This window comes from Streptosporangium nanhuense, from assembly GCF_059358815.1.
Genome location: NZ_JCADBG010000004.1, coordinates 273,079 through 298,096 on the forward strand (window position 1 = coordinate 273,079; position 25,018 = coordinate 298,096).

20 protein-coding genes are annotated in these 25,018 nt (G+C 72.3%); 6 read left to right on the forward strand and 14 right to left on the reverse strand.

Features of this window, described 5'->3' with window-relative positions:
- Positions 1 to 32 precede the first annotated feature (32 nt).
- The 3 genes from AC5L38_RS11025 to AC5L38_RS11035 all read right to left on the reverse strand — a co-directional run bounded on the left by AC5L38_RS11025 (position 33) and on the right by AC5L38_RS11035 (position 3,214).
- The gene (locus AC5L38_RS11025; RefSeq protein ID WP_495242651.1) at positions 33 to 1,142 is read right to left on the reverse strand and encodes a glycosyltransferase family 4 protein; all 1,110 of its coding nucleotides are present in this window, start codon (positions 1,140 to 1,142) and stop codon (positions 33 to 35) included.
- A gap of 103 nt (positions 1,143 to 1,245) precedes the next feature.
- On the reverse strand, positions 1,246 to 2,163 hold the full coding sequence (locus AC5L38_RS11030) for a lysylphosphatidylglycerol synthase domain-containing protein (protein ID WP_495242652.1): 918 nt from the start codon (positions 2,161 to 2,163) through the stop codon (positions 1,246 to 1,248).
- 211 nt (positions 2,164 to 2,374) lie between these two features.
- Positions 2,375 to 3,214: a class I SAM-dependent methyltransferase gene (locus tag AC5L38_RS11035; protein ID WP_495242653.1), complete on the reverse strand. Its 840-nt coding sequence runs from the start codon at positions 3,212 to 3,214 to the stop codon at positions 2,375 to 2,377.
- A gap of 212 nt (positions 3,215 to 3,426) precedes the next feature.
- On the opposite strand from AC5L38_RS11035, the gene AC5L38_RS11040 reads away from it, so the two are divergent.
- Positions 3,427 to 4,380: a lysylphosphatidylglycerol synthase domain-containing protein gene (locus AC5L38_RS11040; RefSeq protein WP_495242654.1), complete on the forward strand. Its 954-nt coding sequence runs from the start codon at positions 3,427 to 3,429 to the stop codon at positions 4,378 to 4,380.
- A 79-nt stretch (positions 4,381 to 4,459) separates the two neighbouring features.
- Here the strand turns inward: AC5L38_RS11040 and AC5L38_RS11045 are convergent, their stop codons facing one another.
- The 4 genes from AC5L38_RS11045 to AC5L38_RS11060 form a co-directional block, all read right to left on the reverse strand.
- Positions 4,460 to 5,539, reverse strand: a complete 1,080-nt coding sequence (locus AC5L38_RS11045) for a glycosyltransferase family 4 protein (RefSeq protein ID WP_495242655.1) — start codon at positions 5,537 to 5,539, stop codon at positions 4,460 to 4,462.
- On the reverse strand, positions 5,539 to 6,432 hold the full coding sequence (locus AC5L38_RS11050) for a glycosyltransferase family 2 protein (RefSeq protein ID WP_350973122.1): 894 nt from the start codon (positions 6,430 to 6,432) through the stop codon (positions 5,539 to 5,541). The genes AC5L38_RS11045 and AC5L38_RS11050 overlap by 1 nt, the downstream gene beginning before the upstream one ends.
- A gap of 107 nt (positions 6,433 to 6,539) precedes the next feature.
- Positions 6,540 to 7,490 (reverse strand): permease-like cell division protein FtsX, encoded by a 951-nt coding sequence (locus tag AC5L38_RS11055; RefSeq protein WP_495242656.1) that lies wholly within the window; start codon positions 7,488 to 7,490, stop codon positions 6,540 to 6,542.
- Positions 7,491 to 7,612: 122 nt separating this feature from the next.
- Positions 7,613 to 9,715, reverse strand: coding sequence for a hypothetical protein (locus AC5L38_RS11060; RefSeq protein WP_495242657.1), 2,103 nt, complete (start codon positions 9,713 to 9,715; stop codon positions 7,613 to 7,615).
- A 227-nt stretch (positions 9,716 to 9,942) separates the two neighbouring features.
- On the opposite strand from AC5L38_RS11060, the gene AC5L38_RS11065 reads away from it, so the two are divergent.
- From AC5L38_RS11065 to AC5L38_RS11085, 5 genes are all read left to right on the forward strand, one after another.
- Entirely contained in the window at positions 9,943 to 11,436 is a 1,494-nt protein-coding gene (locus AC5L38_RS11065; protein ID WP_495242658.1) for a hypothetical protein, read from the forward strand.
- A 154-nt stretch (positions 11,437 to 11,590) separates the two neighbouring features.
- Positions 11,591 to 13,213 carry an LCP family protein gene (locus tag AC5L38_RS11070; protein ID WP_495242659.1) on the forward strand — a complete coding sequence of 541 codons (1,623 nt, stop codon included), beginning with the start codon at positions 11,591 to 11,593 and terminating at the stop codon, positions 13,211 to 13,213.
- A 574-nt stretch (positions 13,214 to 13,787) separates the two neighbouring features.
- Entirely contained in the window at positions 13,788 to 15,911 is a 2,124-nt protein-coding gene (locus AC5L38_RS11075) for an acyltransferase family protein (protein ID WP_495242660.1), read from the forward strand.
- A 100-nt stretch (positions 15,912 to 16,011) separates the two neighbouring features.
- A complete protein-coding gene (locus AC5L38_RS11080; RefSeq protein WP_495242661.1) occupies positions 16,012 to 17,097 on the forward strand; it encodes a glycosyltransferase in 1,086 nt (361 codons plus the stop codon).
- Positions 17,082 to 17,819: an acetoacetate decarboxylase family protein gene (locus AC5L38_RS11085; RefSeq protein ID WP_495242662.1), complete on the forward strand. Its 738-nt coding sequence runs from the start codon at positions 17,082 to 17,084 to the stop codon at positions 17,817 to 17,819. Before AC5L38_RS11080 ends, AC5L38_RS11085 begins: the two co-directional genes overlap by 16 nt.
- Positions 17,820 to 17,836: 17 nt before the next feature.
- Here the strand turns inward: AC5L38_RS11085 and AC5L38_RS11090 are convergent, their stop codons facing one another.
- The 7 genes from AC5L38_RS11090 to AC5L38_RS11120 form a co-directional block, all read right to left on the reverse strand.
- The gene (locus tag AC5L38_RS11090) at positions 17,837 to 18,712 is read right to left on the reverse strand and encodes a sugar kinase (protein WP_495242663.1); all 876 of its coding nucleotides are present in this window, start codon (positions 18,710 to 18,712) and stop codon (positions 17,837 to 17,839) included.
- Between the two features lie 14 nt (positions 18,713 to 18,726).
- Positions 18,727 to 19,608 (reverse strand): glycosyltransferase family 2 protein, encoded by an 882-nt coding sequence (locus AC5L38_RS11095; RefSeq protein ID WP_495242790.1) that lies wholly within the window; start codon positions 19,606 to 19,608, stop codon positions 18,727 to 18,729.
- 213 nt (positions 19,609 to 19,821) lie between these two features.
- Positions 19,822 to 20,589 carry a CDP-alcohol phosphatidyltransferase family protein gene (locus AC5L38_RS11100; RefSeq protein ID WP_495242664.1) on the reverse strand — a complete coding sequence of 256 codons (768 nt, stop codon included), beginning with the start codon at positions 20,587 to 20,589 and terminating at the stop codon, positions 19,822 to 19,824.
- On the reverse strand, positions 20,567 to 21,607 hold the full coding sequence (locus AC5L38_RS11105; RefSeq protein WP_495242791.1) for an iron-containing alcohol dehydrogenase family protein: 1,041 nt from the start codon (positions 21,605 to 21,607) through the stop codon (positions 20,567 to 20,569). Before AC5L38_RS11105 ends, AC5L38_RS11100 begins: the two co-directional genes overlap by 23 nt.
- Before the next feature lie 5 nt (positions 21,608 to 21,612).
- Positions 21,613 to 22,347: a phosphocholine cytidylyltransferase family protein gene (locus tag AC5L38_RS11110; protein WP_495242665.1), complete on the reverse strand. Its 735-nt coding sequence runs from the start codon at positions 22,345 to 22,347 to the stop codon at positions 21,613 to 21,615.
- A 106-nt stretch (positions 22,348 to 22,453) separates the two neighbouring features.
- Positions 22,454 to 23,080: a DUF5941 domain-containing protein gene (locus AC5L38_RS11115; RefSeq protein WP_495242666.1), complete on the reverse strand. Its 627-nt coding sequence runs from the start codon at positions 23,078 to 23,080 to the stop codon at positions 22,454 to 22,456.
- Positions 23,081 to 23,144: 64 nt separating this feature from the next.
- The gene (locus tag AC5L38_RS11120; protein ID WP_495242667.1) at positions 23,145 to 24,974 is read right to left on the reverse strand and encodes a CDP-alcohol phosphatidyltransferase family protein; all 1,830 of its coding nucleotides are present in this window, start codon (positions 24,972 to 24,974) and stop codon (positions 23,145 to 23,147) included.
- Positions 24,975 to 25,018 lie beyond the last annotated feature (44 nt).

A 25,018-nucleotide genomic window follows, 5' to 3' on the forward strand; every position in this document is an offset into this window, starting at 1 on the left:
GGGGGTCTCCATCATTCCGCGAGGTTAGCTCACTACTCGGCCGCGCGCTGGTAGGAGAGCAGGTGCGCCTCGGCCGAGGCGTCCCAGGTGAACTCCTTGGCGCGGGCGATCCCGGCCACGGACAGCGCCTCCCTGCGCTCGGGCGACGAGAGCAGCGCGCGCAGCGCCTCGGCGATGCTCTCTGCGTCCGGCTCGGTGTAGGCGACGGCGTCGCCGCCCACCTCGGGCAGCGAGGTGCGGTGGGTGGTGAGCACCGGCGCGCCGCAGGCCATGGCCTCCAGCACCGGCAGCCCGAACCCCTCTCCCCGCGACGGGAAGGCCGCGACCACCGCCCCGCCGAGGAAGCCGCACAGGTCGGCGAACGACAGGAAGCCCGGACGCAGCACCCGCACGGTCGAGGGGACCTCCTCCACCGCGGCGTCCACCTCGACGTCGCGGATGCCCCCGGCGAGCACCAGGGCGGGCGGATCCGGGAGGTTCCCGACGGCGCGGACGAAGCCGCGGATCAGGTTTGGCACGTTCTTACGCGGCTCCAGCGGGCCGAGGAAGGCGACGTAGGGGGTGCCGTGCAGGCCGAGCCGGTCGGAGGCGTGCGTGATCTCGCGCTCGGACGGCGGGTGGAACAGCGCCGGGTCGACACCGTGGTAGGCGACGTCGATGCGGGTCGGGTCGGCCGACAGGATCCTGATCAGCTCGTCCCTGGTCGCCTTGGAGGGCACGATCACCCGGGTGGCGTGCCGGACCGCGGTGCGGGTCGCGGCGCGGAAGAACGCCGCCTTGACCGCGTCGTGCTGCAGGGGCTCGGTGAAGCAGGTGAGGTCGTGGACGGTCGCCACGGTCGGCAGGCCCGAGCTCAGCGGTATCGAGTAGTAGGGGGCGTGGATGACCTCGGCGCCGACCTGCTTGGCGAGGAACGGCAGGCCCGTCTGCTCCCACGTCAGGCGGGCGGCCCGGTTGGTGATCCCGTGAGGCCCCGGCACGATCCGCGCGGAGGGCGCCAGGCCGGCGTATCTGGCGGCGTCGGCGCGCTGGCAGACGACCGCGAGGTCGGCGCCCGCCCTGTCGAGTGCGGCGACGAGTCCGTCGACGTACCTGATCAGCGCACCGCGATCGGCCGGAACCGCGGCCGCGTCAACGAGCACTCTCGGCGGCAAGAAGGATCGCTCCCCTCAAGATCCACAGCGGGACGATCGTCCCCTTCCTCTGTTTACTCTATTGCCAGAGCTTCCGGAATCGTGGGGGAAATCACACTGCTTTTCCCGAAGCGTGGTCCTTCCGGGACCCCTCGGCGCGGCGCGCGACCAGACCCGCGAGACCCGCGCAGAGGAGATCGCCGAGAATGATCACGATCCGGGAACAGAGCGCCGCCGCTATGGCCGTTCCCTGGTCCAGGACCGGCGCCAGGACGGCCACCATCGCCACCTCGCGCACCCCCGCTCCCGCCGGGACGACGAAGGTCATGATCCCCAGGCACCACGACAGCGCGAACGCGCCGATCGAGAACAGCACCGCGGACGCCCCGGAGGATCCGAGGTCGTGGACGATCGCCGCCAGGTGCAGCCCGTACGCGACCCAGCCGAGCAGCGCCCAGCCCAGCGCGGTGAGCATGCCCCTGCGGGTGAGCGGGCGCTCCAGCGGCTCGCGCCCGAGCTTTCGCAGCCCGAACCCGAGGACCGCGTTGATCACCTTCGGCTCGAAGGCCACCGCGAGCACCGGGATCAGCAGGAACACCCACGCGTACGGCGCCACCGACCCCGGCAGCGCCGCCAGCAGCGTCACCCCCGAGACCACCAGCCCGCTGCCGAGCTGCACCGGCAGCGTCAGGAAGAACGCCGCCGCGCTGCGGGACCGGGGCACGCCCAGCTCCCGGCCCATCTCCATCTGGGCGAGCACCGGCCACAGCGAGCCGGGGATGTACTTGCCCAGCTGGCCCACGAAGAAGACCTTCGCCCCCGCGCGCAGGGGCAGCGGCGATCCCAGGTCGGCCAGCAGCGCCCGCCATGTCATCATCCCGCCGCACAGCGCGGCGAGCACCGCGACCAGCGACAGCGCGAGCGACGCCCACGACAGCCGGGCGAACCCCGCGCGGATCGCGTCCCACTGGCCCACCACCACCCACGCGCCGAACCCGAGCGCCACGAGCAGGAAGGCGACGCGGACCACGCGCCTCAGGGGGGACGCGCCGGACCCGGTTCCCGCGGTCACGAAGGACCCGCCGGGGCCGCGGCCGGAGTCGTGCCCCGAGCGGGAGAGGGCAGGCGGGACGCACCAGCTCCGGCGGTCAGGACACGAGCGGCGAAGGGCACGCGGGACGCGCCGGCTCCGGCGGTCAGGACACGGGCGAGGAAGGGCACGCGAGAGGCCCGTGAGGAGCTCACAGGGGACGCACCGGCTCCGGCGGCCGGGACAGGGATGGGCCGGCCGGGCGGCGGTCGCCCTTGGTCGCCACCCACAGGTAGGTGGGCACCACCGGCAGCAGGGCCCGCAGCACCGGGCGGGGCAGCCTCGACAGCACCCCGCCCGCCACCCGTCCCACCAGGCCGGGGAAGAGCTCGTTCCCGGCGAACGCGGCGGGGGTGGCGAGCACGGGGAAGGTGTAGTCCCACACCCGCAGGCCGCGCGCCATCTTCCGCAGGCCCCTGCGGGTCCGGTAGCGCTCGTAGTAGCTGTCGGCCCGGCCGGAGAGCCGCACGTAGCGGTCGGCCAGCGAGGGCGGCAGGTAGGACAGGAACGGCAGCTTGTAGTGCGGCTCCATCACCCCGAGCCGGTTGCCCAGCCCCAGGTAGAGGACGCCGTCGTCGGAGAGCACCCGGCGCATCTCGGCCATGATCGCGTCCGGGTCGACCACGTGCTCGTAGATGTGGTTGAAGACCAGCACGTCGATCGAGCCGTCGGGGAAGGGCAGCGCGGTGCCGTCGGCGCACACGAACTCGACCCGCTCGCCGAACCTCTGGGACGCCTTGCGCAGGCCCGGCACGTCGATGTCGACGCCGAACGTGTGGCGCGCGCCCGCCGCGGCGAGCTCGTCGGCGATGAAGCCCGCCGAGCAGCCGATGTCGGCGACCGTCAGACCGGCGAGGACGTCCTTGTCCCTGCCGAGGAAGTGCCCGAGCACCGCGACGATCTTCGCGGCCTTCCTGCGGCGCTTCTCCTCGTCCAGCATCGCCGCCTGGAACTCGGAGTACTCAAGCTGCGCGACCCGCTCGGCGCTCATCACTCGCTCACCGTTCCTCTTCTTCCGTCCGCGTGAGGTGTGACTTCCTCCACGTGACTTCCCTCCGCGTGGCGCGTGACGCGTGAGGCGGTTCCCTCCGCGTCACGCGGTCCGCCGCCGCTCCGCCACGCCGCCCGGGAGCACGCCGCCCCAAGAGTACCGGTGACCCGCGACGCTACCGCCGGGTAAGGAGGCCGTCGTACCCTGGGCGGATGCTCAGCCGACTGCGGTCAAGCCGCCTCCTCCGGGTGTCGCTCGCGCTGGTCGCGGTGGGTTTCCTCGGCTACGGCCTGGCCAGGAACCGCGACGAGACGGCGGCCGCGATCTCGCAGCTCTCGTGGTGGTCGCTCGGCGGCTCCTACCTCTCGGTGATGGCCGGGATCGGCGTCATGGTGCTGGCCTGGCGGACGGTGCTGTCCGGGATGGGCTCGCCGCTCCCGCCCGGGAGCGCCGCGAGGGTGTTCTTCGTCGGCCAGCTCGGCAAGTACGTGCCGGGCAGCGTCTGGGCGTACGCCGCGATGATGGAGCTGGGCCGCGACCACGACGTCCCGCCCCGTCGCATGTTCGGCTCCGTCTCCCTCGCCCTGCTGGTCTCCCTGGGCTGCGCCCTGCTCGTCGCGGCGGTGACCCTGCGCGAGATCATGACCCAGGCGTGGTACCTGCTGGCGCTGATCCCCGTCATCGCGGTCTGCCTGCACCCGGCGGTGCTCACCTTCGGGCTCAACCTGGCCCTGCGGATCGCCCGCCAGGAGCCCCTCGGCCAGGGCCGGCTGCTCAGCGGCAGGGCCGTGCTCGCCGCGGTCGCCCTCACGGTCACCGGCTGGTTCGTATACGGCCCCCACCTGCTGCTCCCCATGGCCGACCTGGGCGCCTCCGGCGACTCCCTCTATCTCGTGGCGGTCGGCGCCTACGCGCTGGCCTGGGCGACGGGCATCGTCACCGTGATCGTCCCCGCCGGGATCGGCGTCCGCGAGGGGGCGCTGGTGCTCGCCCTGGCACCGGTCCTCGACTCCCCCAGGGCGCTGGTGGCCGCGGTGGTGTCGAGGGTGATGTTCACCCTGGCCGACCTGAGCTGGGCCGGGATCGGCTTCCTGTGGGGACGCCTCTCCGGCCCCGAGGGTCGGCGCACGGAATCCGGGGAGCCCGAGACCAGCGTCTCCACGTAGGAGGCCCGGGTGCGGCCCCGCGGGTCAGTGCGATGACTCCAGCGTCTCCACGTAGGAGGCCCGGGTGCGGCCTCGCGGGTCAGTGCGAGGGCTCCGAGACCAGCGCCTCGACGTAGGAGGCCCAGTAGGGCGCGGGGTCGACGGCCTTGACCCCGGCGCGGAGCCGCTCGGGCTCGCCGGGGCGGTAGAACGCGGCCAGCGCGGCGCGCAGTTCCTCCACCGATCCGGGCTCGACCAGCAGCCCGTCCACCCCGTCGGTGACGTGGTCGCCGAGCGTGCCCGTCCGGCTGGCGACGACCGGCACCCCGTGCTCGTGGCCGAGCCACACCTGCTGGCTGGCCGTCCCGCTCCGGTAGGGCAGGACCAGCGCGTCCACGTCCGCGAACAGCCCCGGCAGGTCGGCCGAGGCCACGTACCCCGGACGCAGCTCCACCCGCCCGCCCAGCCCCAGCTCGGCGACGAGCGCCCTGGTCCTCTCCTCCAGGCCGCCCCAGAACTCCCCGGCGACCCGCAGCGACACCCCCTCGGGCAGCGCGCGAAGCAGCAGGTCCAGCCCCTTGTACGGCCGGACGAGGCCGAAGAACAGCAGCCTGTCGTGCACCCCCGCCTCCGGCCCGCGGCGATCGGCCCCCGATGGGAGGTGCGGCGCCATCTCGGCCACCCGCACGGGCGTGGCCGACAGGTCGCGTGCCTTCTCGGCCTGCCCCTCGGAGTGGACGAGCACCGTGTCCACCCGGCGCAGCAGCGCCTTCATCAGCGGCGTGTCGTACGGCTTGCGCTCGTGCGGCAGGACGTTGTGGCAGAGCGCCACGACCCGGGTCCGGCGGCGCAGGCCGTACAGGATGCCCAGGTAGGGCGGGACCTGCACCGGGCTGAGGACGACGAGGACGACGAGGTCGGCGCTGCGGAGCCGCCTCCCGGCGCGGACCCAGCCGTCCGGGCGGCGCCAGTCGAGGTCGCGCAGGACGTGCGGGAACGGCTCGCCGTCGGGAGTGTCGGCGGTCTGCTTGCCCGGATACAGGAAGGCGGGGTACTGCGCCCGCCACGACTCGATCACCACGTCGTGCCCGGCGGCCCGCAGCCGGTGGGCGAGCTCGGTGGTGTGCGCGGCGCCGCCGCCCTTGTAGGGGTACGTCGGCCCGACGACGGCGATCCGCACTACTCGCTCCTGGAACGCACGATGAGGTCGGCCAGCAGCGCCAGCGAGCCGATGAGCAGCCCGGACAGGAAGATCACGATGGTGTTGCTGGTCAGGTAGAACCCGTAGCGGACGATGTCGACGACACCCTTGACCAGGCCGATGCCGACCAGCCAGAGCGCGGGCGGCATGAGGACCTTGAGCGGGTTGAAGTACATGACCATCCGCAGCACCTGAAGGATGTAGCGGTAGGCGTCGGAGACGAAGCTGAACTTGGACTTGCCCGCCCGCTTGCTGTAGCCGATCGGCAGGTAGTAGACGTCGTGCTGGTTCGACAGGAACGACAGCGTGATCGTCGTGACGCAGGAGAAGCCGGGGGGCAGCAGCCTCAGGTAGGGCTTGGCGACCGACTTGCGGAACGCCCGCAGCCCGCTGTTGAGGTCGGGGATCTTCTGCCCGGCCAGCCGCTCGGCCACCTTGCGGATGAACCACTTGGCCGGGACCCGCAGGAACTTGTGCGAGCCCTCCTCGCTGGTCCGCGCGCCCACGACCTGGTCGATCGCCGGGTCCTTCTCCAGGATCTGGATGAGCTCGGGGATGCGCTCGTTGGGGTAGGTCATGTCGGCGTCGGTCCACACGACGATCTCGCCGTTCGCCTCCTGGGTGCCGATCCTGCGCACCGTTCCGGAGCCGCCGTTGCGGTGGAAGGCCCTGATCCGCATGTTCGGGAACCTGGGCGCGGCCTCCTGCAGCCTGGCCAGGGTCTCGTCGGTGGAGAAGTCGTCGACCGCCACGAGCTCGTAGGTGTATCCGCTGTGGTCCATGGCCTCGCAGATGCGCTCGACCTCGGCGATGACGTGGTCCTGCTCGTTGTAACACGGCAGGACGATGGTCACGTACGGCGTTGCGTCCACGGCTGATCCACTCTCGGGCTCTCGGGCATGCTCTCGACGGGCGAGGATACTCTGCCCGGACGGACCCCGAGCGCACATCACCTCTTCGGGCACGGCCCGGGACTCCCTCAGTCGAGACCCGTGGGTTCGGCCTGGCCGACACCCGGCATGCCCTTTACCGCGTCGACGACCGCCTGGGCGGCTCCCGGATCCGCGAGCTTGACGAGATAGCTCTCCGGCACGGGGTTCGCCGCGAGGAAGCCGGCGAGGACGGATTCACGGCTCACCACCAGATGCTCCAGAACCCGGCGAGCATGAGCGGCGTTCTCGAAATAGACGTGCTCGATCCCTTCGAGTGCCAGGAGTCTGGCCTCGACGGCCTTCTTCTCCTCCGCCGTCGCCGCTCCCCGGCCCGCGCAGGGGTCGGACTTCTCTTCCGTCTCGTCGGGTTCCGCGTCCTCGGGAGGGCACAGCATGACGGAGAGATCGGCCTTGCCCTTCCAGAAGTGGTGACCGAGGGTGAAGATGATGGAAACGCCCGGTGTACTGCCCATGACGGTTCCGAAGGACTCGAAGTCGGCTCGCCGGTGAAGCCTGCCCTTGAACGACTCGGGCATGTCATCGGTTTCGAAGGTTGAGGCCGTCGTCCAGTCGTCGGCGAACTCCTTCACGAGGTTCGCCCATGCCGTCTCCTGGGATTCGAACGCCACTTCCGCGACCTCGGGCATCGCGCGCAGTCTCTCCTCGATCGACCGCCGCTGCTCCGGGGTGACCGCCCGCTTGCGGCACCGCTCGTAGACGTCGTCGTCCTTGCAAAGGGAGACGGTGAACGTCCCGCCCTCGGGCCAGGGGCCGTCCGGCGGTGGAAGCACCCGGACGGAGTTCTGGTAGGCGTACCACCCCGCGGTTCCCGCCGCGCCGAGCAGCAGGACCGCCACCGCACCGGCCAGCAGGACATGTCGGATCCTGAGACCTTTTCTGGCGGGGGCCTCCTGCCCGGGGTCTCCGAAGGACAGCTCCTCGACTACGGGGATCTCGTTCCCATCGCCCGAACGAGGAGCCGAATCCGTCGCATCCACCGTGTTACCCCCAGAAATGATCTGGTATTTGGGTAAATATCGTTACACACCTCTCCAGACTTTGATCACCAGTGACGCGGCGCCCAGGAAACCGACCGGCGGCGCCTGACGGACGCCGGTCCTCACGTGTCCCTGTTCGCGCGCGGGACGGTCATCCAGACGTCGGCGGCCAGGGACCAGGTGCCGTTGGGGGGGTCGACGAGGGAGCGGTCGTCCTGGCGGGTGCGGAGGTTCATGATGTGGACGGGGGTGCCGTACCCGGAGAGCTGGCGGGACTCGGCGGCGAGCAGGACCGGGGTGCGTCCGGCGGCGCGGACGCGGGCGGCCAGGCGGGCGACGTCGGCGGCCCGGGGGACGTCGGAGCGGTAGATGGTGAGCCGGGCGGCCGGGAGGCCGCAGACGCCCCGGACGACCTGGGTGAAGCGGGCGGCGGTGACGCGCTCGACGACGAGCACCGAGGCGCGCGGCGGCAGGGCCTCGCACATGTTCTCGACCGCGGCGAGCTCGCCCCGGTCGACCGGGCTGAACGCCGTCCCTCCCGAGGTGATCACCGGGGGTACGAGGAGGAGGACCGCGCCGGCCGCGACGAGGCCCCCGCGCGCGCCCCGGCCGTACCCCGACCTCCGCGCCCTGTCGCGCGTCCAGCGCAGTCCCCAGACGGCGAGCAGGATCAGGCCGGGGATGACGACGGGGACCAGCCGCCGGGCGGCCCACGGGTGGTCGGGGGTGATGCCGGGCCGGTAGAGCGTGGTGACCGTGGTCCAGCCGATGACGGCCAGCGGCAGCAGCCAGCCGGGAGCCGTCCCCCTGACCAGCCTGCGCGCGAGCACGATGGCGGCGAGGGCGGCCAGGAGCGCGGCGGGCAGCCCGATGTACCAGATCACCCAGTGCGCCGAGTTCTCGTAGTAGAGCCGGGAGCCGTCGAGCGGAAGGCGGTTGATCCGCTGGACGCCCTCGATGAACAGCGCGGTCGTCCGGTCGTCCTGCGTGACGGGCGGCCGGACCACGGTCTCCAGCCACGGCCGGGCGGCGAAGGCCGCCGCGACCAGCGCGACCAGGCCGGCGGCGATCTCGGGCAGCCTCGGCACGCGGGCCACCCGCCGCAGCGGGGCCGCGAGGCGCGGGGCGAGCGCCGCCGCCACCACGGTCAGGACCCCGACCGCGCCGCAGATGGCCAGCAGCGGGACGACCGATTCTGACAGGTAGTGCAGGTACGGCCTGGACAGCAGGTAGGCGGCGGCCAGCCCCAGCCCGGTCCCCGCCACCAGCCCGCCGAGCAGCGGCACGCCCAGCCGCCCCCCGTCGCGGTTCCCCACCCGGCCCAGCGCGATGAGCAGCCCGGCGTAGACGAGCACGGGGAGCACGTCGCGCAGCCCGTCGATCCTGACCAGGACGGCCAGCCCGAACACCAGCCCCGCCAGGGCGGCCCCCACCCGCGCCGCTCCCTCGCCAAAGCCCTCACCGGAGCCGCGGCGGAGCCCGGCCTCGGCGTCGTGCAGCAGGGCGAGACCGCCGAAGAGCAGGACCAGGGACGGGATCTCGCTGAAGGTCGTCCGCGAGGTGTAGAGGATCGGGAGGCAGACGGCGAAGGCCGCCGCGGCGAGGAGTGCCCAGCGGGCCCCGGCGAGCCGGGCGACGACCCCCGCGACGACCAGCACGGCCGCCGCCCCCAGCACCGGCGGCACCAGCAGCAGCCCCGCGACGTCACCCAGCCAGGCGCCCACCGCGTGCAGCATCGGCGCCCCCGGCATGAACTGCGGCACCACCGCGCCGCCGGAGGCGTAGAAGCCCACGCTGTCGAAGTGGAGCGCCGGGTCGGCACCGCCGAAGGCACCCTCCTGGAAGGGGATCGGCAGCGAGCCGTGCCGGGCCAGCCAGACTCCGTACTGCGCGTAGGTGGCGGGGTCGCGGCGGACGATCAGCTGCTCGCCGTGGAGCAGGCCGTTGAAGACCCCGGAGGCCAGGGCCGCGGCGACCACCCCGGCGACCTGCCAGGCGGTCGCCTCGACGGTCTCCGGCAGGCGGCGCAGGCCGTACCGGCACAGCAGCGCCACGACCGCCAGCCCCAGCGGGACCGCGACGAGCGGCCGGAACCAGCCGAGCAGCAGCAGCGGCAGCCCGGCCAGCAGCCAGCCCGCCAGGACGAGCGCGGGCACGACGGAGACCACGGCGAGCACCCGGCCCGCCGAGGGCCTGCGCGTACGGTCCAGCCAGCCGGTGGTCATGATGCGAACCGAGCGTAGTGCCACTTCCGGCCCGTACCCGGCACGCCGTGCCCGGACGGGCACGAGGTCCGACGGAGGAACGGAGGATCTCGTGGGCGCGGGCGGGCTCGGAGCCGGGTGAGGGCGCGGAGCCGGGTGAGGGCGCGGGGCGGAGGCTCGGGCCCGGCGCGAGCGCGGGGCCTGGCGGGAGCCGGTAGCGTACGCGCAGCGTGCGAGGAGGGGGACGAGTGATCGGGTGGGTGCGGCGGTATCGCGGGTCTCGGGGCGACCGCGAGTTTCCCGGCCACCGCGGGCTCCGGGGTGACCGCGAGCCCGGGGGTCGCCGCCGGATCCGAGGGCGCCGCCGGCTCCTGGAGCATCGCTGGTTCCTGGGCGTGCTGGCCGCGGGGATCGCGCTGCGGGTGATCACCATGCTCGGCTACCGGCCCGCGCTGTGGTTCCCCGACTCCTACACCTACGTCGTCACCGCCCTGAAACCCCGGCCCGACCTGGTCCGCCCCGCCGGGTACCCGATGTTCATGCGATTGCTCGAACCGTTCCACGAGTTCGCCGTCGTCACGCTGGCCCAGCACCTGCTCGGGCTGCTGGTCGGCGTGCTGGTCTATCTCACCGCGCGGCGGCTGCGGGCGCCCGGCTGGGCCGCCACGCTCGCGTCCGTCCCCTCCCTCCTGGACGCCTACCAGATCCAGCTGGAGCACCTGCTGGTCTCCGACACCCTGTTCGCGGTCCTGATCATGTCGGCGGCCTGCCTGGCCGTGCGCGGGTCCGTCGGATGGCGTACGGCGTGCGGGATCGGGCTGCTGCTCGCGGCGGCGACGCTGACCAGGACCGTCGGGCTGCCGCTGGTGGCCCTCTTCGCGGGCTGGCTGATCTTCAGGGAGCGGGGCCGGGTGCTCATGGCCGGGGTGATGATCGCCGCCGCGACGGTGCCCGTCCTCGGGTACGGGGCCTGGTTCTACGCGACGTACCAGCGGATCGGCATCGTGGGCGCGAACGGCGTCTTCCTGTACGGCAAGACGATGACCTTCGCCGACTGCGGCGTGATGCGCCCGCCGCCCGACCTGGCCGTGCTCTGCGACCCCCGCCCGGCGGCACAGCGGCCTCCCGCGCAGGAGTACGTCTGGGCGCAGGACTCGCCGCTGGTCCGACTGCCCGGCATCACCTTCACCAGGACGAACGACACGCTGGCCGGGCGGTTCGCGTCGCTGGCGATCCTGAGCCAGCCGCTGGACTATCTCGGCTCGGTCGCCTCGGAACTGGCCCGCTCGTTCACCGTGGGCCGCCCGGTCTACCCGGACCAGGAGATCTACGACTACTACCGGTTCCCCGCGACGCCGCCCGCGCCACCCGGGCGCTATCCGGCGACGGTGGGCGCCGAGGCCGCGAAGCGCTACGAGCAAGGTCCGATATCCACCCAAATAATCGAACCGTACGCGGGCTGGATCCGTACCTATCAGGGAATCGCCGGACTGCCTGGCGCGGCGGTCCTGGTGATTCTGCTGCTACCGCCCGCGGCGGCGTGCGTCCGGCGCTTCCGTCCGGACTCCACGGCGTGGGCGCTGCCCTGGTCGGTGGCGGTGGTGCTGCTGGTGATGCCGGCGGCGGTGGCGGAGTTCGACTACCGGTACGTCCTGCCGGCCGTGCCCGCCGCCTGCCTGGCCGCGGCACTTGCCGTACGTAAACCTAATTTCAGTAACATTCCTACTAATGTCCGGATTTGAGTATGCTGGCCGCCGGATCCATCATGGCGGTGTCAGGGGGCGGTCTTGGCCAAGTTCGCATCATCACGACTCCTGGCGCGCACCTCGTGATCTACCCTTTGGGCTCGATGATCGAGCATGAGCACCGGACGACGCCGCCCAGCGGGAGGATCGCATGAGCGACCACCGGCAGGGGGCCGTCAGAGACCGCCGGAGCGAACCCGCCTCCCACGGCCGCCGGGGCGCGCGGCGCGCGGGAGGGGACGGCCCTCCCCCGGAGAGCCCGCCGAGGGACCTCCCGCCGCAGCCGGGGGAGACGAAGCCCAGGGGCAAGGGCCGTGACAAGCAGCGGCGGCTCACGGGCGGCGCCTGGGCCGGCATCGCGGCGACCGGCCTGCTGGTGCTCGGCACCCTGGGCGGATACGGGGTCTACCGCAACACCTTCAGCAACATCGACGGTGTCGCGATCGGCGACAAGCTCGGCAACAACCGTCCGGCGGCCGTGAAGGGCGCCCTCAACGTGCTGATCGTGGGCTCCGACACCCGCGAGGGCGACAACCTCAAGTACGGCCAGAAGATGGCCGACGCGGGCAAGCGCACCGACACGATCATCCTCATGCACATCGCCCCCGACCGCGACAAGGCGACGTTCGTCAGCTTCCCCCGCGACTCGGTGGTCGACATGCCCGCCTGCCAGTCCGAGACGGGCGCACCGGTGGCGGCCCGCACCGAGATGATCAACGCTGCCTACAACGAGGGCGGCATCACCTGCACGATCACCACGATCGAGGCGCTCACCGACATCCGCATCGACCACTTCGTCGAGGTCGACTTCACCGGCTTCAAGAACATCGTGGACGCCCTCGGCGGCGTCAGGGTCTGCCTGACCAAGCCGGTCGACGACAAGAAGGCCAAGCTCCAGCTCACGGCGGGCTGGCACCTCCTGGCGGGCGAGAAGGCCCTGGGCTACGTCCGGCTGCGCGGCTACGGCGACGGCAGCGACATCGGCCGCATCAAGCGCCAGCAGGTCTTCCTCAGCCAGGTGGTGAAGAAGGCCACCAGCAGCGAGCTGCTGACCGACCCCGTCAAGATGCTGAACTTCATCAACACCGCCGCCAAGTCCGTCCGGATGGACGAGGAACTGGCCAAGGACACCGGCACCCTGTTCGAGATCGGGAAGAGCGCCCAGAAGCTCACCGCGGGCGGCGTCAAGCTCATCACCGTCCCGTGGGGGCCCCACCCCGACGACCCCAACCGGGTCGCCTGGGTGCAGCCGTACGCGAACCAGCTGTTCGCCGCGATCAAGAGCGACACCGAGGTCACCCCGCCCCCGGACCCCAAGGCCAAGCCCGCCGTCAAGCGCGAGCAGGTCAGGGTCCAGGTGTTCAACGGCACGGACACGCCGAACAGGGCCAGGGAGGTCGCCGCCGAGCTGGCCGACCAGGGTTTCGTGGTCACCCACGTCGGCAACGCCCGCCCGGCGAGCGGCAACGTGCCCACCACCACGATCCGCTACGCCAAGAAGGACGCCGCCGACGGCGTCTCGTACGGCGACGCGCTGGCCGCCAGGCTCTCCAGCGACAAGCGCGCCCCGGTCGCCGGCAAGGTCAAGCCGGTCACCGTCGAGAAGTACGTCCCGTCCGTGGCGCCCCCGCCCACCCCGGGCGGCAAGGCCCCGACCGGGCCGGTCGTCCAGCTGGTCATCGGCGCCGACTGGCCGGGCGTCCGCGCCCTGCCGAAGATCCCCGACGCCCTCACGGACAAGGTCGTCGACAGCAAGACCAACCCCTGCACCTGACGCTCCCTCTCGCCGGGCCGGCCGGCCCGGCGAGACGCCCGCCCCGCCGCCGGGCCGAAAGCACCTCGCCGCATCTGGCCACACCTGGTTCCGTCCGGCCACCCGGCCGGACGGAACCGGACGAACGAGGCGAAGGCGACAGCCGCCAGGCGACCACGACGGCCGCCGAGGCCGGCCCGCCAGACAACGGCGGTCATCGGTCAGGGCGGCCAGGGGTCCAGGGCGGTCAGCGGTCAGCGGTCAGCGGTCAGCGGTCAGCGGTCAGCGGTCAGGGCGGCTTCGGCGGTGACCAGGGTTACGAAACCTGGCCAACCGGACACACTGCCCGGGTGGCGGGAGGCCGCGCCCCGGGGAGGCTGCGGGAACCGGCCGTTCACGGGGCTGTGAACAGTCACGATTACCCGAGAACCGCCCGAATCAACGGGCACGTGTGCGACAGAGGGCGCACAGTCGGTTTAGGGTTGGTCAAGGCGGCGAGGCGAACGCCTGCCCGCGCTCCCGGCCCGTTCCCGGGCGCCTCGCCGGTCTGCCCGACTACTCCCCGGTCTCCGACAGATAGCTGAGCCTTCCCCTCGTGAGCGACATCCGATCCTTCCAGGTGCCCGCCCCCCAGGACGACGGCGGTTCCGACCCCGGCTCCGGTGGGTCCACCGGCGGACAGGGCCGGAGATCCGCCCCGTGGCCCGCGCCCGGTCACGCTCAGGCGCCCGGCGGGCCCCAGCAGCCCTCGTGGCCGGAGCCGCCCCCGGGCCCGGCCGCCTCCGGCCGGGCGTCCCGGCGCGAGGCCGGGAACGGCCGGGAGGAGAGCCCCGGCGAGGTCACCGAGTGGGGGGCCTACCCGGCGTACCGCGAGCCCCACGCGGGCGGGTCCCACGACTCCCACGACCCGCTCGACCTGTCCAAGCCCCTGGCGGCCGAGCCGGTCCCCCAGGAGCCCTCGTGGATGCGCGAGGAGCCCTCGTGGTCCCAGGACGGACCGGCGTGGGCCCAGGAGTCGTCGTGGGCCCAGGCGTCGTGGACGCAGGACGACTCCTCCCCTCAGGCACCCTCCCCGCAGGCGCCGTCCCCGCAGGCGCCGTCCCCGCAGGCACCCTCCCCGCGGGCACCGTCGCGGGCACGGGGAGACTCCCCTCCGCCGCCGAGGGCGCGTGAGGGTTCCCCCTCGCCGATGCCCTCGTGGGCGCAGGACGGCCCCACTCCCCCGCAGGGCGCCCCCCAGGTGCCCTCCCCGCAGGGCGCGCCCCAGGCGCCGGTCCCCCGGCCCGACTGGGCTCCGCCGCCCACGTCGCCGCGCGTCCCCCCGCCGGGTGGTGCCCCGCGCCCTCAGGCTCCCGCCCACGCGCAGCCCGGGGTCCCCGGAGACTCCCAGCTTCCCGGACGGCCCCGGCTGCCCGGAGAGCCCCAGGCCCCCGTACGGTTCCCCGACCCCGCACGTCCGCCGTCGGCCCCGCGCCCCCGGCAGGAGCCCCGGCCGGCCGGTGAGCGGCCCTTCTCCTACTGGGAGAACAACAACCGGGAGAGCGAGCCCTCGTTCTGGAGCCAGGGCCCGCAGGCCGAGCAGGAGCTGCGGGCGGAGCGCGAGCGCGAGCCGGTCGTCGAGGAGGAGGCCCCGGCCCCTCCGGCCAGGAAGAAGCGCGAGCCCTACCTCGACAACGTGAAGTTCGTCCTGATCGCCCTGGTGGTGACGGGCCACTCGCTGGTCCCCACCCTCAAAGCGCACTCGGCGGAGGCCGCGTACCTGTTCATCTACATGTTCCACATGCCGGCGTTCGTGCTGATCAGCGGCTACCTGGGCCGCAACTTCTGGAACTCCAACGCGAAGATCAACAAGCTGGTCGACACCCTGCTGATCCCGTACGTGGTCGTGGAGATCGGTTACGCGCTGCTCCGCTTCGGGCTTGGCCAGAAGTGGACGCTCACGATAATTGATCCGGCCTGGCTGAACTGGTATTTGCTGGCCCTGGTCCTCTGGCGGATCTCCACGCCCATCTGGACGCGGATGCGGCAGCCGCTGCTGGTCGCGGTGGTCATCTACATGGCCGCGGGCTTCTCGGAGATCTCCGGCGACTTCAGCATCGACCGCTTCTTCGGCCTGCTGCCGTTCTACGTGCTCGGCCTGCTGCTCAAGCCCGAGCACTTCGACCTGCTCAAGCCCCTCTGGGTCAAGATCACCTCAGCGGTCGTCCTCGTCGGCGCCGCCGGGGTGGCGATCGTCATCGCGCCCCGCGTCCCGCTCGACCCGATCTACTTCCGCTACAGCTTCAAGGCCATGGACATGTCCTGGTGGCTGGGCTTCGGCGTGCGCGGCGCCGTGCTGGTCGCGGCGCTGGTCATGACGGTCGCGGTGCTCGCGCTGGTGCCCCGGGGCGAGACCTGGTTCTCCGACCTCGGCACCCGGACCCTGTACGCCTACCTGCTCCACGGCGTCGTGGTGGTCATCGCCAAGGACCAGGGCTGGCTGAGCTTCCCCTGGCTGTACGGCCCGCTGGGCGTGGCGGCGATCGCGTGCAGCTCGCTCGCCCTGGCCATCGTGCTGTGCCTTCCGGAGACCCGCAGGCTCTTCAAGTGGATGCTCGAACCCCGCCTGGTGTGGCTCTACCGCCGGCCGTCCCCGACGCCCGCCGCCACCGCCGCTACCACCGCACCGGCCGACGCCGCACCCGCCGCCAAGGAGAGTTCAGCGTCAGTTACCCGGTAATTAACCCCACACATCCGGTGATGACGGAACGAACACTCAGCATCTGGATATGCGGGTATGCGTTGCGACGATCGCTCATCACCCAGAGGACGCCCGGATCATGCATCGGCAGATCCGGTCGCTCCTCGACGCCGGGCATGAGATCACCTATGTCGCCCCCTTCACCGACTGCAACGTCACCCCGGATCCCGGGATCCGGGCGGTCGACGTGCCCCGGGCGACCGCCGGGCGCCGCAGGCGGGCGCTGAAGGCCGCCAAGGGGGCTCTCAAGCGCGGGGTGGAGGGCGCCGACCTGCTGGTCGTGCACGACACGGAACTGCTGTTCCGCCTGCCCAGGCGCCGCCCCGTCACCGTCTGGGACGTGCGCGGGGACGCCGGGACCGCCTGGGGCGCGGCCACCGACCTCCCCGGCCACCTGCGCCGGGCCCTGCCCGCGCTGGTACGCCGGGTCGAGGCCCGCGCGGAGCGCCGGGAACACCGCCTGCACCTGATCCTGGCCGAGGACTCCTACCGGGAGCGGTTCTCCGGCCCCCACCCGGTGGTGCCCAACGCCGCCTACGTGCCCCCGCTCCCGCCCGCGTCGCCCGGCCGCGACCGGGTGGTCCACGTGGGCCACCTCTCCGAGGCCGGAGGCGTGGCCGAGCTGATCGAGTCGGCCCGGCTGCTGCTCCCGTACGGGATCAGGCTCGACCTGATCGGCTCCGCCGACGTCCGGGTCAGGCCGCTGCTGCGGGACGCGCAGCGGGAGGGCCTGCTCGACTGGTACGGCTACGTGCCCAACCGGCACGCGCTGCGGATGGCCGAGGGGGCGATCGCCGGCCTGTCTCTCCCGCGCGAGGCGGCCGGTCCCCGGCCCGTACCGGCCAAGATCATCGACTACATGTCCCGGGGAGTCCCGGTGGTCACCACCCCCCTGCCCGCCGCGGCGTCCATGGTCGAGGGGGCCGCGTGCGGCGTCGTCGTCCCCTTCGGGGACGCCCCCGCGGTGGTACGCGCGGTGCTGGGGCTACGCGAGGACCCCGAAGGGGCGGCCGGGATGGGCGCGCGCGGCCACGCCGAGGCCCTGGCCCGCCACAACTGGCCGGACCACGCGGGCGCGTTCGTCGGGCGGCTGGAGGAATGGGCGGGCAAACCAGTGACGTCCGGCCTGGAGATTGGTGTACTGGAGGCATGGCACGCCATCTGATCCAGGGGCGCGAGGTCACCATGCCGGTCCGCGTCCGCGACGTCATGGTCTGCAGCGCGTCCTACCTGGTCCGGGCGGACGCCGCGCGGGCGGTGATCGCCTACTCCCATCTGGACGTCGCCGAGGTGCTGCCCCGCAAGGCCCTGTGCACGCTGATGTTCGCCGACTACCTCGACGGCGACCTCGGCCCGTACCACGAGTTCGGCGTCGCCTTCCTGGCCAGGCCCCCCGGCTCCAGCCACGTCCCCGGCGGGGGGCTGCGCGCGAACCTGTCCGAGCTGCACCGCACCGGCGCCGGGGCGTTCGTCCACTGGCTCCCGGTCGACCAGGGCTTCACCCTGGAGGCGGGCCGCGCCATCTGGGGCTTCCCCAAGGAGCTGGCCGACATCGACCTGCGCATGTCCTCCCCGTACAAACGGTGCATCGTCCGCAAGGACGGCCGCCTGGTGCTGGACCTGCTGATCAAGTCCGGCGTCCCGGTGCCGAGCACCGGCATGGCGACCTCCCTCGACGCCTACACCCATCGGGACGGCGTCACCCGCCGCATCCCCTGGTCGCTGTCCCCCCGCGGGGTCCGCACGCGTCCCGGTGGCGCTCTCATCCGCCTGGGCAACCATCCGATCGCCAAGGAGCTGAGCGAGCTCGGCCTGCCCAAGCGCGCCCTGGTGACGAGCACGATCTCTCATCTGGCCATGACCCTGGGCGAGGCCAAGGAGCCCTGAGGCTCCCCGGAGCGGGATCAGCCGTCGAGCTCCAGGAGGGGCAGCTCGGCCCTCGTCGGCAGGCCCTGCCAGTCGCTGGGCCCCGACGAGGCGAAGGCGGCGAGCAGGCCGCCCCTGCGCAGCCGGTCGGCCGGGTGGAGACCTTCCAGCAGCGCGCTGAGATAGCCCGCGACGAAGGCGTCACCGGAGCCGCCGGGATCGACCACGGGCGCGGAGAGGCTGGCGGCGTCGTGGCGGACCCCGTCGACCCGCACGCTCGCCCCCCGGGCGCCGCGGGTCACGATGACCTCGCGATCCCCGGTGAGCGCGGGCTTGACCAGGTCGAGCTCGGTCTGCCGGACGAACAGCACGTCGGCCGAGCAGGCCAGCACGCTGAGGATCTCCTCGGCCTCGCGCAGGTCGGGCCAGAGCTGGTCGTGATAGTCGATCGCCACCGAGACCGCGACCCCGGCGGTCCGCGCGGCCCGTACGGCGGCGTGCATGGCGTCGCGCGCGCTCAGCGCGGCGGTGATCCCGCTGACGTGCAGGACGCGGGAGGCCGCGATCCGGTCCACCGGGACGTTCCCCTGGGCGAGCCTGACGCCGGTGCGGTAGTACGTGGTCCTGGACGCCTGGCCGAGCCGTGACTCCTTCAGGAGGATCCCGGTCGGGGAACCCTCGTCCACCCGGGCGTCGGAGACGTCCACGCCCTCGCCGCGCAGCGCCGTGAGGATCCTGGCCCCCAGCTCGTCACCGCCGACCTTGCCCAGCCAGCCCACCCGGTGGCCGAGCCGCGACAGCCCGACCGCGACGGTGAACTCGGCCCCGGCGACGTCCAGCCTGGCCTCGTGCTCGTGGCGGATCCGGCCGCTGGTGACGACGCCGAACGCCTCGCCGAGAGTGTAAACGTCCACCGCGGATCGCAGGATCAGACGATCGGCGGGCGGCCGAGGCGCAGCATGCGCCAGGCGGTGTTCCAGCCCATGGGACGGCGCTCGCCCGCGGGCTCGCGGAGCCCCTCGGTGAAGCCCTTGAACCAGGCGCGCAGGGCGGGCCTGGAGCGCTCGCGGACCAGGGTCAGCACGATCCAGTTGAGGAGGTAGAGGCCGGCCAGCACCCAGGGCAGGTTGCGGCGGGCCAGCCAGACCCGGTTGCGGGCGTTGAGGCGGTAGAAGTCGGTGTGGCGGGTCGGGGGGACCTGCGGGTGGTACATGACCGTCTGGGCGTCGTACTCGATGCGGTAGCCCTCGCCGAGGAGCCTCCACGCCAGGTCGGTCTCCTCGTGGGCGTAGAAGAAACGCTCGGGGAGACCGCCGACCTGGAGGAAGGCCGAGCGGCGGATGGCGCACGCGCCGCCCAGGAAGGTGGTGACCGGCGAGGACCGCTCGGGGTCGCCCGCGCGCAGGCGCGGGACGTGGCGGCGCTGGCCGATGCCGCCGTCGGGGTCCTTCACCCTGAAGGAGACGACCGCGAGGTCGTGCTCGGTGGAGAAGCGCTCCCGCAGGTGGGAGACGAGCCCCATGTCGGCGTACCAGCCGTCGTCGTCGAGGAAGAGGACGACGTCGCCCGAGCACTCCTCGACGCCGCGGTTGCGGCCCGCGGGGATGCCCGCGTTGTGGCTCAGCCGCACGCTCCTGATCGAGGCCGACGACCCCGGTGGCACGGTGGCCGACAGCTCGGGAACGTCCGTGCCGTTGCCGACGATGACGACCTCGACGTCACCGTCGAGCTGGTTCAGCGCGGACTCGACCGCCCGGTCCAGCTCGGGGACCCGGTTGCCCATGGTGAGGATGACGCACGAGATCTTCAACGGGTCATCGTCCTGACGCGTCGAGAGCACGTACGGAGCATACTTTCATGACCACCGAGTCTGCTGGGCCGGGAATTCTGGCGGGGCTGGAGTTTCCTGGTGTACCGGAGTTTCCTGGTATACCGGGGGACAAGCGTATCGGAACCGCTGGCGAACACCTGCCAAACAGCGAGGTGTTCGCACTTACGACGCGCCCGGACGCCATCCGGTTCCTCATGAGAGCCGCCTGGACGCCAGAATGCTGATCAGATGCAGGATCATCTGCAGCACGGCGACGACCACGCAGGCCACCACGAGGATCCTCGTCGCCGCCAGCCCCCCGTTGATCGCGTCCCAGATCGCGGCGACCACGATGAGCAGGGACAGCTCGACCGCCTGCACGATCCGGTGGAACTTCAGCGCGGCGGCCGCCTTGCGTGCCAGGCCCAGCCCGCGCGACCGGAAGTGCTCGGCCGAGGCCTCACTCGCCGCGACCAGCCCGGAGCGGGCCCTGGCCACGTCGACCAGGTCGGTCTCCGCCTTGATCAGGATCGCGCCGAGCGCGGCGGCGAACCCGATCACGGTGTACCAGTCGGGCAGGATCTCCGACGCGCGAAACCCCAGCCCGATGAGGATGGCGGCCTCGGCGAAGTAGTGGCCCACCCGGTCGAGGTAGACGCCGGTGATGGAGGTGCGGCCGGTCCAGCGGGCCAGCTCGCCGTCGGAACAGTCGAGCAGCAGGTAGAGCTGGACCAGCAGGGCCGCCAGGACGGCCGCCCAGAGCCCGGGCAGCGCGAGCACCGCTCCGGCCAGCAGGCCGGTGAGAATCATCAGCCAGGTGGTCTGGTTGGGCGTGATCGGCGTCTTGGCGAGGAACCAGGTGACGTAGATCGACAGCTTGCGCATGTAGAGCGCGCCGGCCCAGTGCTCGCCGCTGTTGCGGTCCATGGTCGAGTGCGGCTGGGCCACCGCACGGAGCTCAGCGACCGACGGCCCGGACATAATCCTCCACCCGATCGCGAATCTCCGGCTCTGACAGACGCAGGTGCTCAAGGATCGTGTAGCGGCCGGGGCGCGTGGCCGGGGCCAGCATGACCGCCTCGGTGAACTGGGCCGGCGACAGCCCCACGTCGGTGGGGGTGACCGGCAGCTCGTGCCCGCGCAGGAAGCCGACGACCTGGTCGAGCCTCCGCGAGTCCTCGCGGAGGAAGAAACAGAATGCGGCACCTATCCCGGCGAGCTCGCCGTGGTTGGAGGTGCCGGGAAAGAGCTGATCCACGGCATGAAGGATCTCATGGTCTCCGCCGCTCGAAGGACGGGAGGAGCCGGCGACCACCATCGCCATGCCCGACAGGATGAGCGCCTCGGCCAGCACGGTCAGGAACGCGTCGGACTCGATCGAGTCGGATCTGCCGATCACCGCCTCCGCCGCGGTCCGGGCCATCGCGCAGGCCAGGCCGTCGATCGGCTCCCCGCGCTCGCTCGCGCCGAGCTGCCAGTCCTCGATCGCCGAGAGGTTGCTGACCACGTCTCCCGCCCCGGAACGGACCAGCGAGGGAGGCGCGTCGTGCACGAAATCGAGATCCACCATGATGGCCAGCGGCATGGGCACACCGAAGGAGCCCTTGCCGCCGTCGTGCGTCAGCGAGGCCACCGGCGAGCAGATCCCGTCGTGCGACAGGTTGGTGGCCACCGCCACCATCGGGATCCCGGCCAGCGACGCGGCGTACTTGGTCACGTCGATGGTCTTGCCGCCGCCGATGCCCACGACGGCCTCGTACGCCCCCTTGCGCAGGTCGGCGCCGAGCGAGATCGCCGCGTCAACCGAGCCGTCGGGCACCCGGAAGACCTGGGCCTCGCCGAGCGAGGTGGTGATCACCGAGGCGATCCGGTCTCCCTGGCCCGCGCCCACGGCCACGGCCACCCGCCCCGAGGTCGCCACCCTGCTGTCGGCCAGCAACGAGCCCAGCTGGGCGACCGCGCCCCGGCGCACCTCCATCGACAGGGGGGCCGGGAGCATCCTGGCTAGTATCGGCACGCGATCTCCCGCGCCTTGGCGAGGTCGTCGTGGTTGTCTACCTCGACCCACGGGACGTCACCGATCGGGGCGACGGCGATCTTCTCGCCGCGGGCGACGAGCTCCTGGTAGCCGTCCTCGTAGTAGAGCTGCGGGTCGCGCTCGAAGGTGGCCTGCAGGGCGTCCGCGAGGCGGTCGCCGATGCCCGGGCGGATGAGCGTGGCGCCGATGTACTCGCCGGCGGCGTCGGCCGGGTCCATCAGCTTGGTGATCAGCCGCAGGTGGCGGTCGCCGTCGAGGGTGACCTTCATCTCCTCGTCGGCGAGCTTCTTGACGTCGTCGACCGCGAGCAGGATGTCGGTGGTCGCCGGGGCGGAGAGCAGCGTCTCCTCCACCGAGACGGGGTGCACCGTGTCACCGTTGACCAGCAGCACGCCCTGGTCGAAGTATTCGCGCGCGCACCACAGGGAGTAGGCGTTGTTCCACTCCTCGGCCTTGTCGTTGTGCACGAGGGTGAGCTTCACGCCGTGCCGCCGCTCCAGCTCGGCCTTGCGCTCGTGTACGGCCTGCGCCTGGTAGCCGACGATGACCACGACGTCACGGAGATCGGCCGCCGCGAGGTTGTGCAGCGAGATGTCCATGATCGTGGTCTCGCCGTCGACCGGCACGAGCGCCTTGGGCAGTGTGTCCGTGTATGGCCGCAGACGTCGTCCGGCCCCGGCGGCCAGCACCATTCCCAGCAACGTGCACTCCTCATTCGGGTGAGAGCCTCCCGGCGGGCACTCCTAGGCCCCAAAGATTAGTTGCCTTCGGGCCCTGATCGTGTAATCGAGGGTTCGCCGGGCGTTCTCAATCGTGTGCTCCGAGGTCTGCCGCGTCCACCCCGACCCGGGGGGCGGCGAGCCAGCAGGTGACGCTCTCCCAGGAGAAAAGGCACCACAGGTAGAGCGCGAGCAGGGCGAAGACCAGCGTGACCTGCCCGGCGAGCCCGCCGAGGGCGATCAGCAGCATCCGCCCGTCCCACCCGAGGCCGGATGTGGCCAGCCAGGACGGGGGGTAGACCCGCTGCCTCAGCCGGTAGACGACGTCGTAGTGGTGGAAGGCCATCGCGCCGAGCAGCATGAAGATCAGCCACGGCGGCACGTCGTGCGCGAAGCCCACCGAGGCCACGAAGCCGTACTCGGTGAGGCGCAGGATCGGCGGCACCAGCCAGTCGAGGCGGCCGTCGTGCGGGTGAGAGCTCCCGAGACCGGCCAGCAGCAGCGCCACCGCCGGGGCGAACACCGCGAACCCGTCGCTGCCGGCCACGCCGACCAGCAGCAGCACCCCGGTCACGAACATCCCGACGATCGCGGGCGGCAGCGGCGGGAGCTGCCCGGCCACCAGGGCGCCCATGCCCCTCGACAGCACCCCGTCGTCCCGGTAGGCGACCACGGCGCTCCGCGGCACCGGCGCCATGTGCACGGAAATCATCATCACATCTGTTCTCCCACTCGCCCGGCGGGAGATCCGTCCCGCCGGTCACGGACCCCGCCGTGGCTCACCGGCTGAGCGACCTGCCCATCCGGCCGAAGAGGATGTAGAGGGCGGCGATCCCGCCCCAGGTCAGCAGCGCGATGAAGGTCACCCGGGCGTTGAAGAGGGCGGCGGTCACCGCGATCAGGGCCATCCGCTCCCCGATGGGCAACACGATGATCTTCTTGAACCAGCGGGTGGGCGACGCCTTCTCCATGGTCCGCGAGAGCCGCACGATCGCGTTGCCCGCCCCGGGCCCGGTGCCGTCCCCGGCGGCCGCCCTTCCCGGGGAGCCCGCCCGGCCGGCTCCGGCATCCGTCATCCACTCGTTCTCGATTCCCGAAGACCCGATTCCCGAAGACCCGGTCCCCGAAGACCCGGTCCTCGAAGGCTCAGTCCCCGAAGGCTCGCCCCCGGCGCTCACCGGCCCCTCCCCGACACTCACCGGCCCGTCCCCGGCACCGGCGGTCCCGTTCTCGCCCGCGCCCGGCGCCCGGCCCGCGTCGGCGCCCGCGAACGCGGCCCGCCGCTCCGGCGGGTGCGTCGGCACCGGACGCCTCGCGTCGCCCACCGGGTCGGCCAGCGAACCCGCCGCCCTGGCCCAGGCCGCGCCCACCCGGCTCGCGTCGGCCCGCGCGCCCGCGTACGAGAAGTCGATCATGTGGCGGAGCATCTGCAGGATCATCGCGGACACCGCCAGCGCCCAGATGCCGTGCGGGCCGCCGCCCGCGATGTCGATCCCGGCCGCGTACCCGATGGCGAGGCCCAGGTAGACGACGTACTCCTTGACCCGGTCGAAGGTGGCGTCCAGCCACGCCCCGAGCGGCGAGAAGGCGCGGGTGTAGCGGGCGAGCTGGCCGTCGAGGCAGTCGAGCACGAACGACAGGTAGAGCAGGACCGCCCCGGCGATCAGACCGGGCCGGGTGCCCACGGAGAACCAGACCGCGGCGAGCGCGGCGAAGCCGACGGAGATGCCGGTGACCGCGTTCGGCGTCAGGCCGAACGCGGCGATCGGCCTGATGAGGTATCTGGACCAGGAGCTCACCCCGTACGTGGCGAAGAAGCCGTCGCCGGTCTTGACCGCGGCGTCCAGCCGGGCCTCGTCCTCGTCGACCTCGGCCAGCCGGGGCACGGCCACGTCGGCGTCCGCCTGCCCGGTCGTCCGGTCGGCGCGCAGGCGGCCGAGCCTGGCCGCGCGCACCTGGACGCCGGAGCGGACCAGGCCGACCAGGAGCAGGCCGGGGGCCTCGCCGCCGTCCATCGGGCCGAACACGCCCGTCTCGGCGAGCTCGGCGAGCGTCTCGGCGGTCTCGGCGAAGCCCGCGAGGTCGGGGACGCCGACCTGCAGCGCGCCCCTGAAGGTGGCGTTGGTCTCGCCGGCATCGTGGAAGGAGGTGCCCGCGGCCACCACGGACCTGCCGTCGACCCTGACCGGCGGGCGCGTCGGCCCCGGGGCCCCGTCCGCGCCGCCCGCCTCTCCCACCAGCGCGCCGGTGTCGCGGGCCGGGTGCTCCACGAGCATGGCCAGCGCCTCGGTGTGCGCCACCAGGTCGCCGGCGACCACCAGCACCGGGCCGATGGACGAGCGGGCCACCTTCGCGATCCTGCGCAGGTCGTCGGCGAGGCCCCTCGACCCCTCGGTCCCGATCATGTGGGTGCCGCCGGGCGCGTGGATGATGTCGCTGGAACGGGCCACCACGTGCACGTCCCGTACGGGAAGCGTGGCGAGCTGGCCGGCCAGCCTGTCGAGAAGCGTCCCGCCGGAACACCGGAGGCCGGACGCCTCGGTGGTGGCGAGCACGACCGCGACCGCCTGTGAGGCGCCGGACGAGGCGATGGCGTGAGAGTCAGGCAATCCGGGCTCCTTCGTATCCGACGGGATAACCGTACGAATCGGGG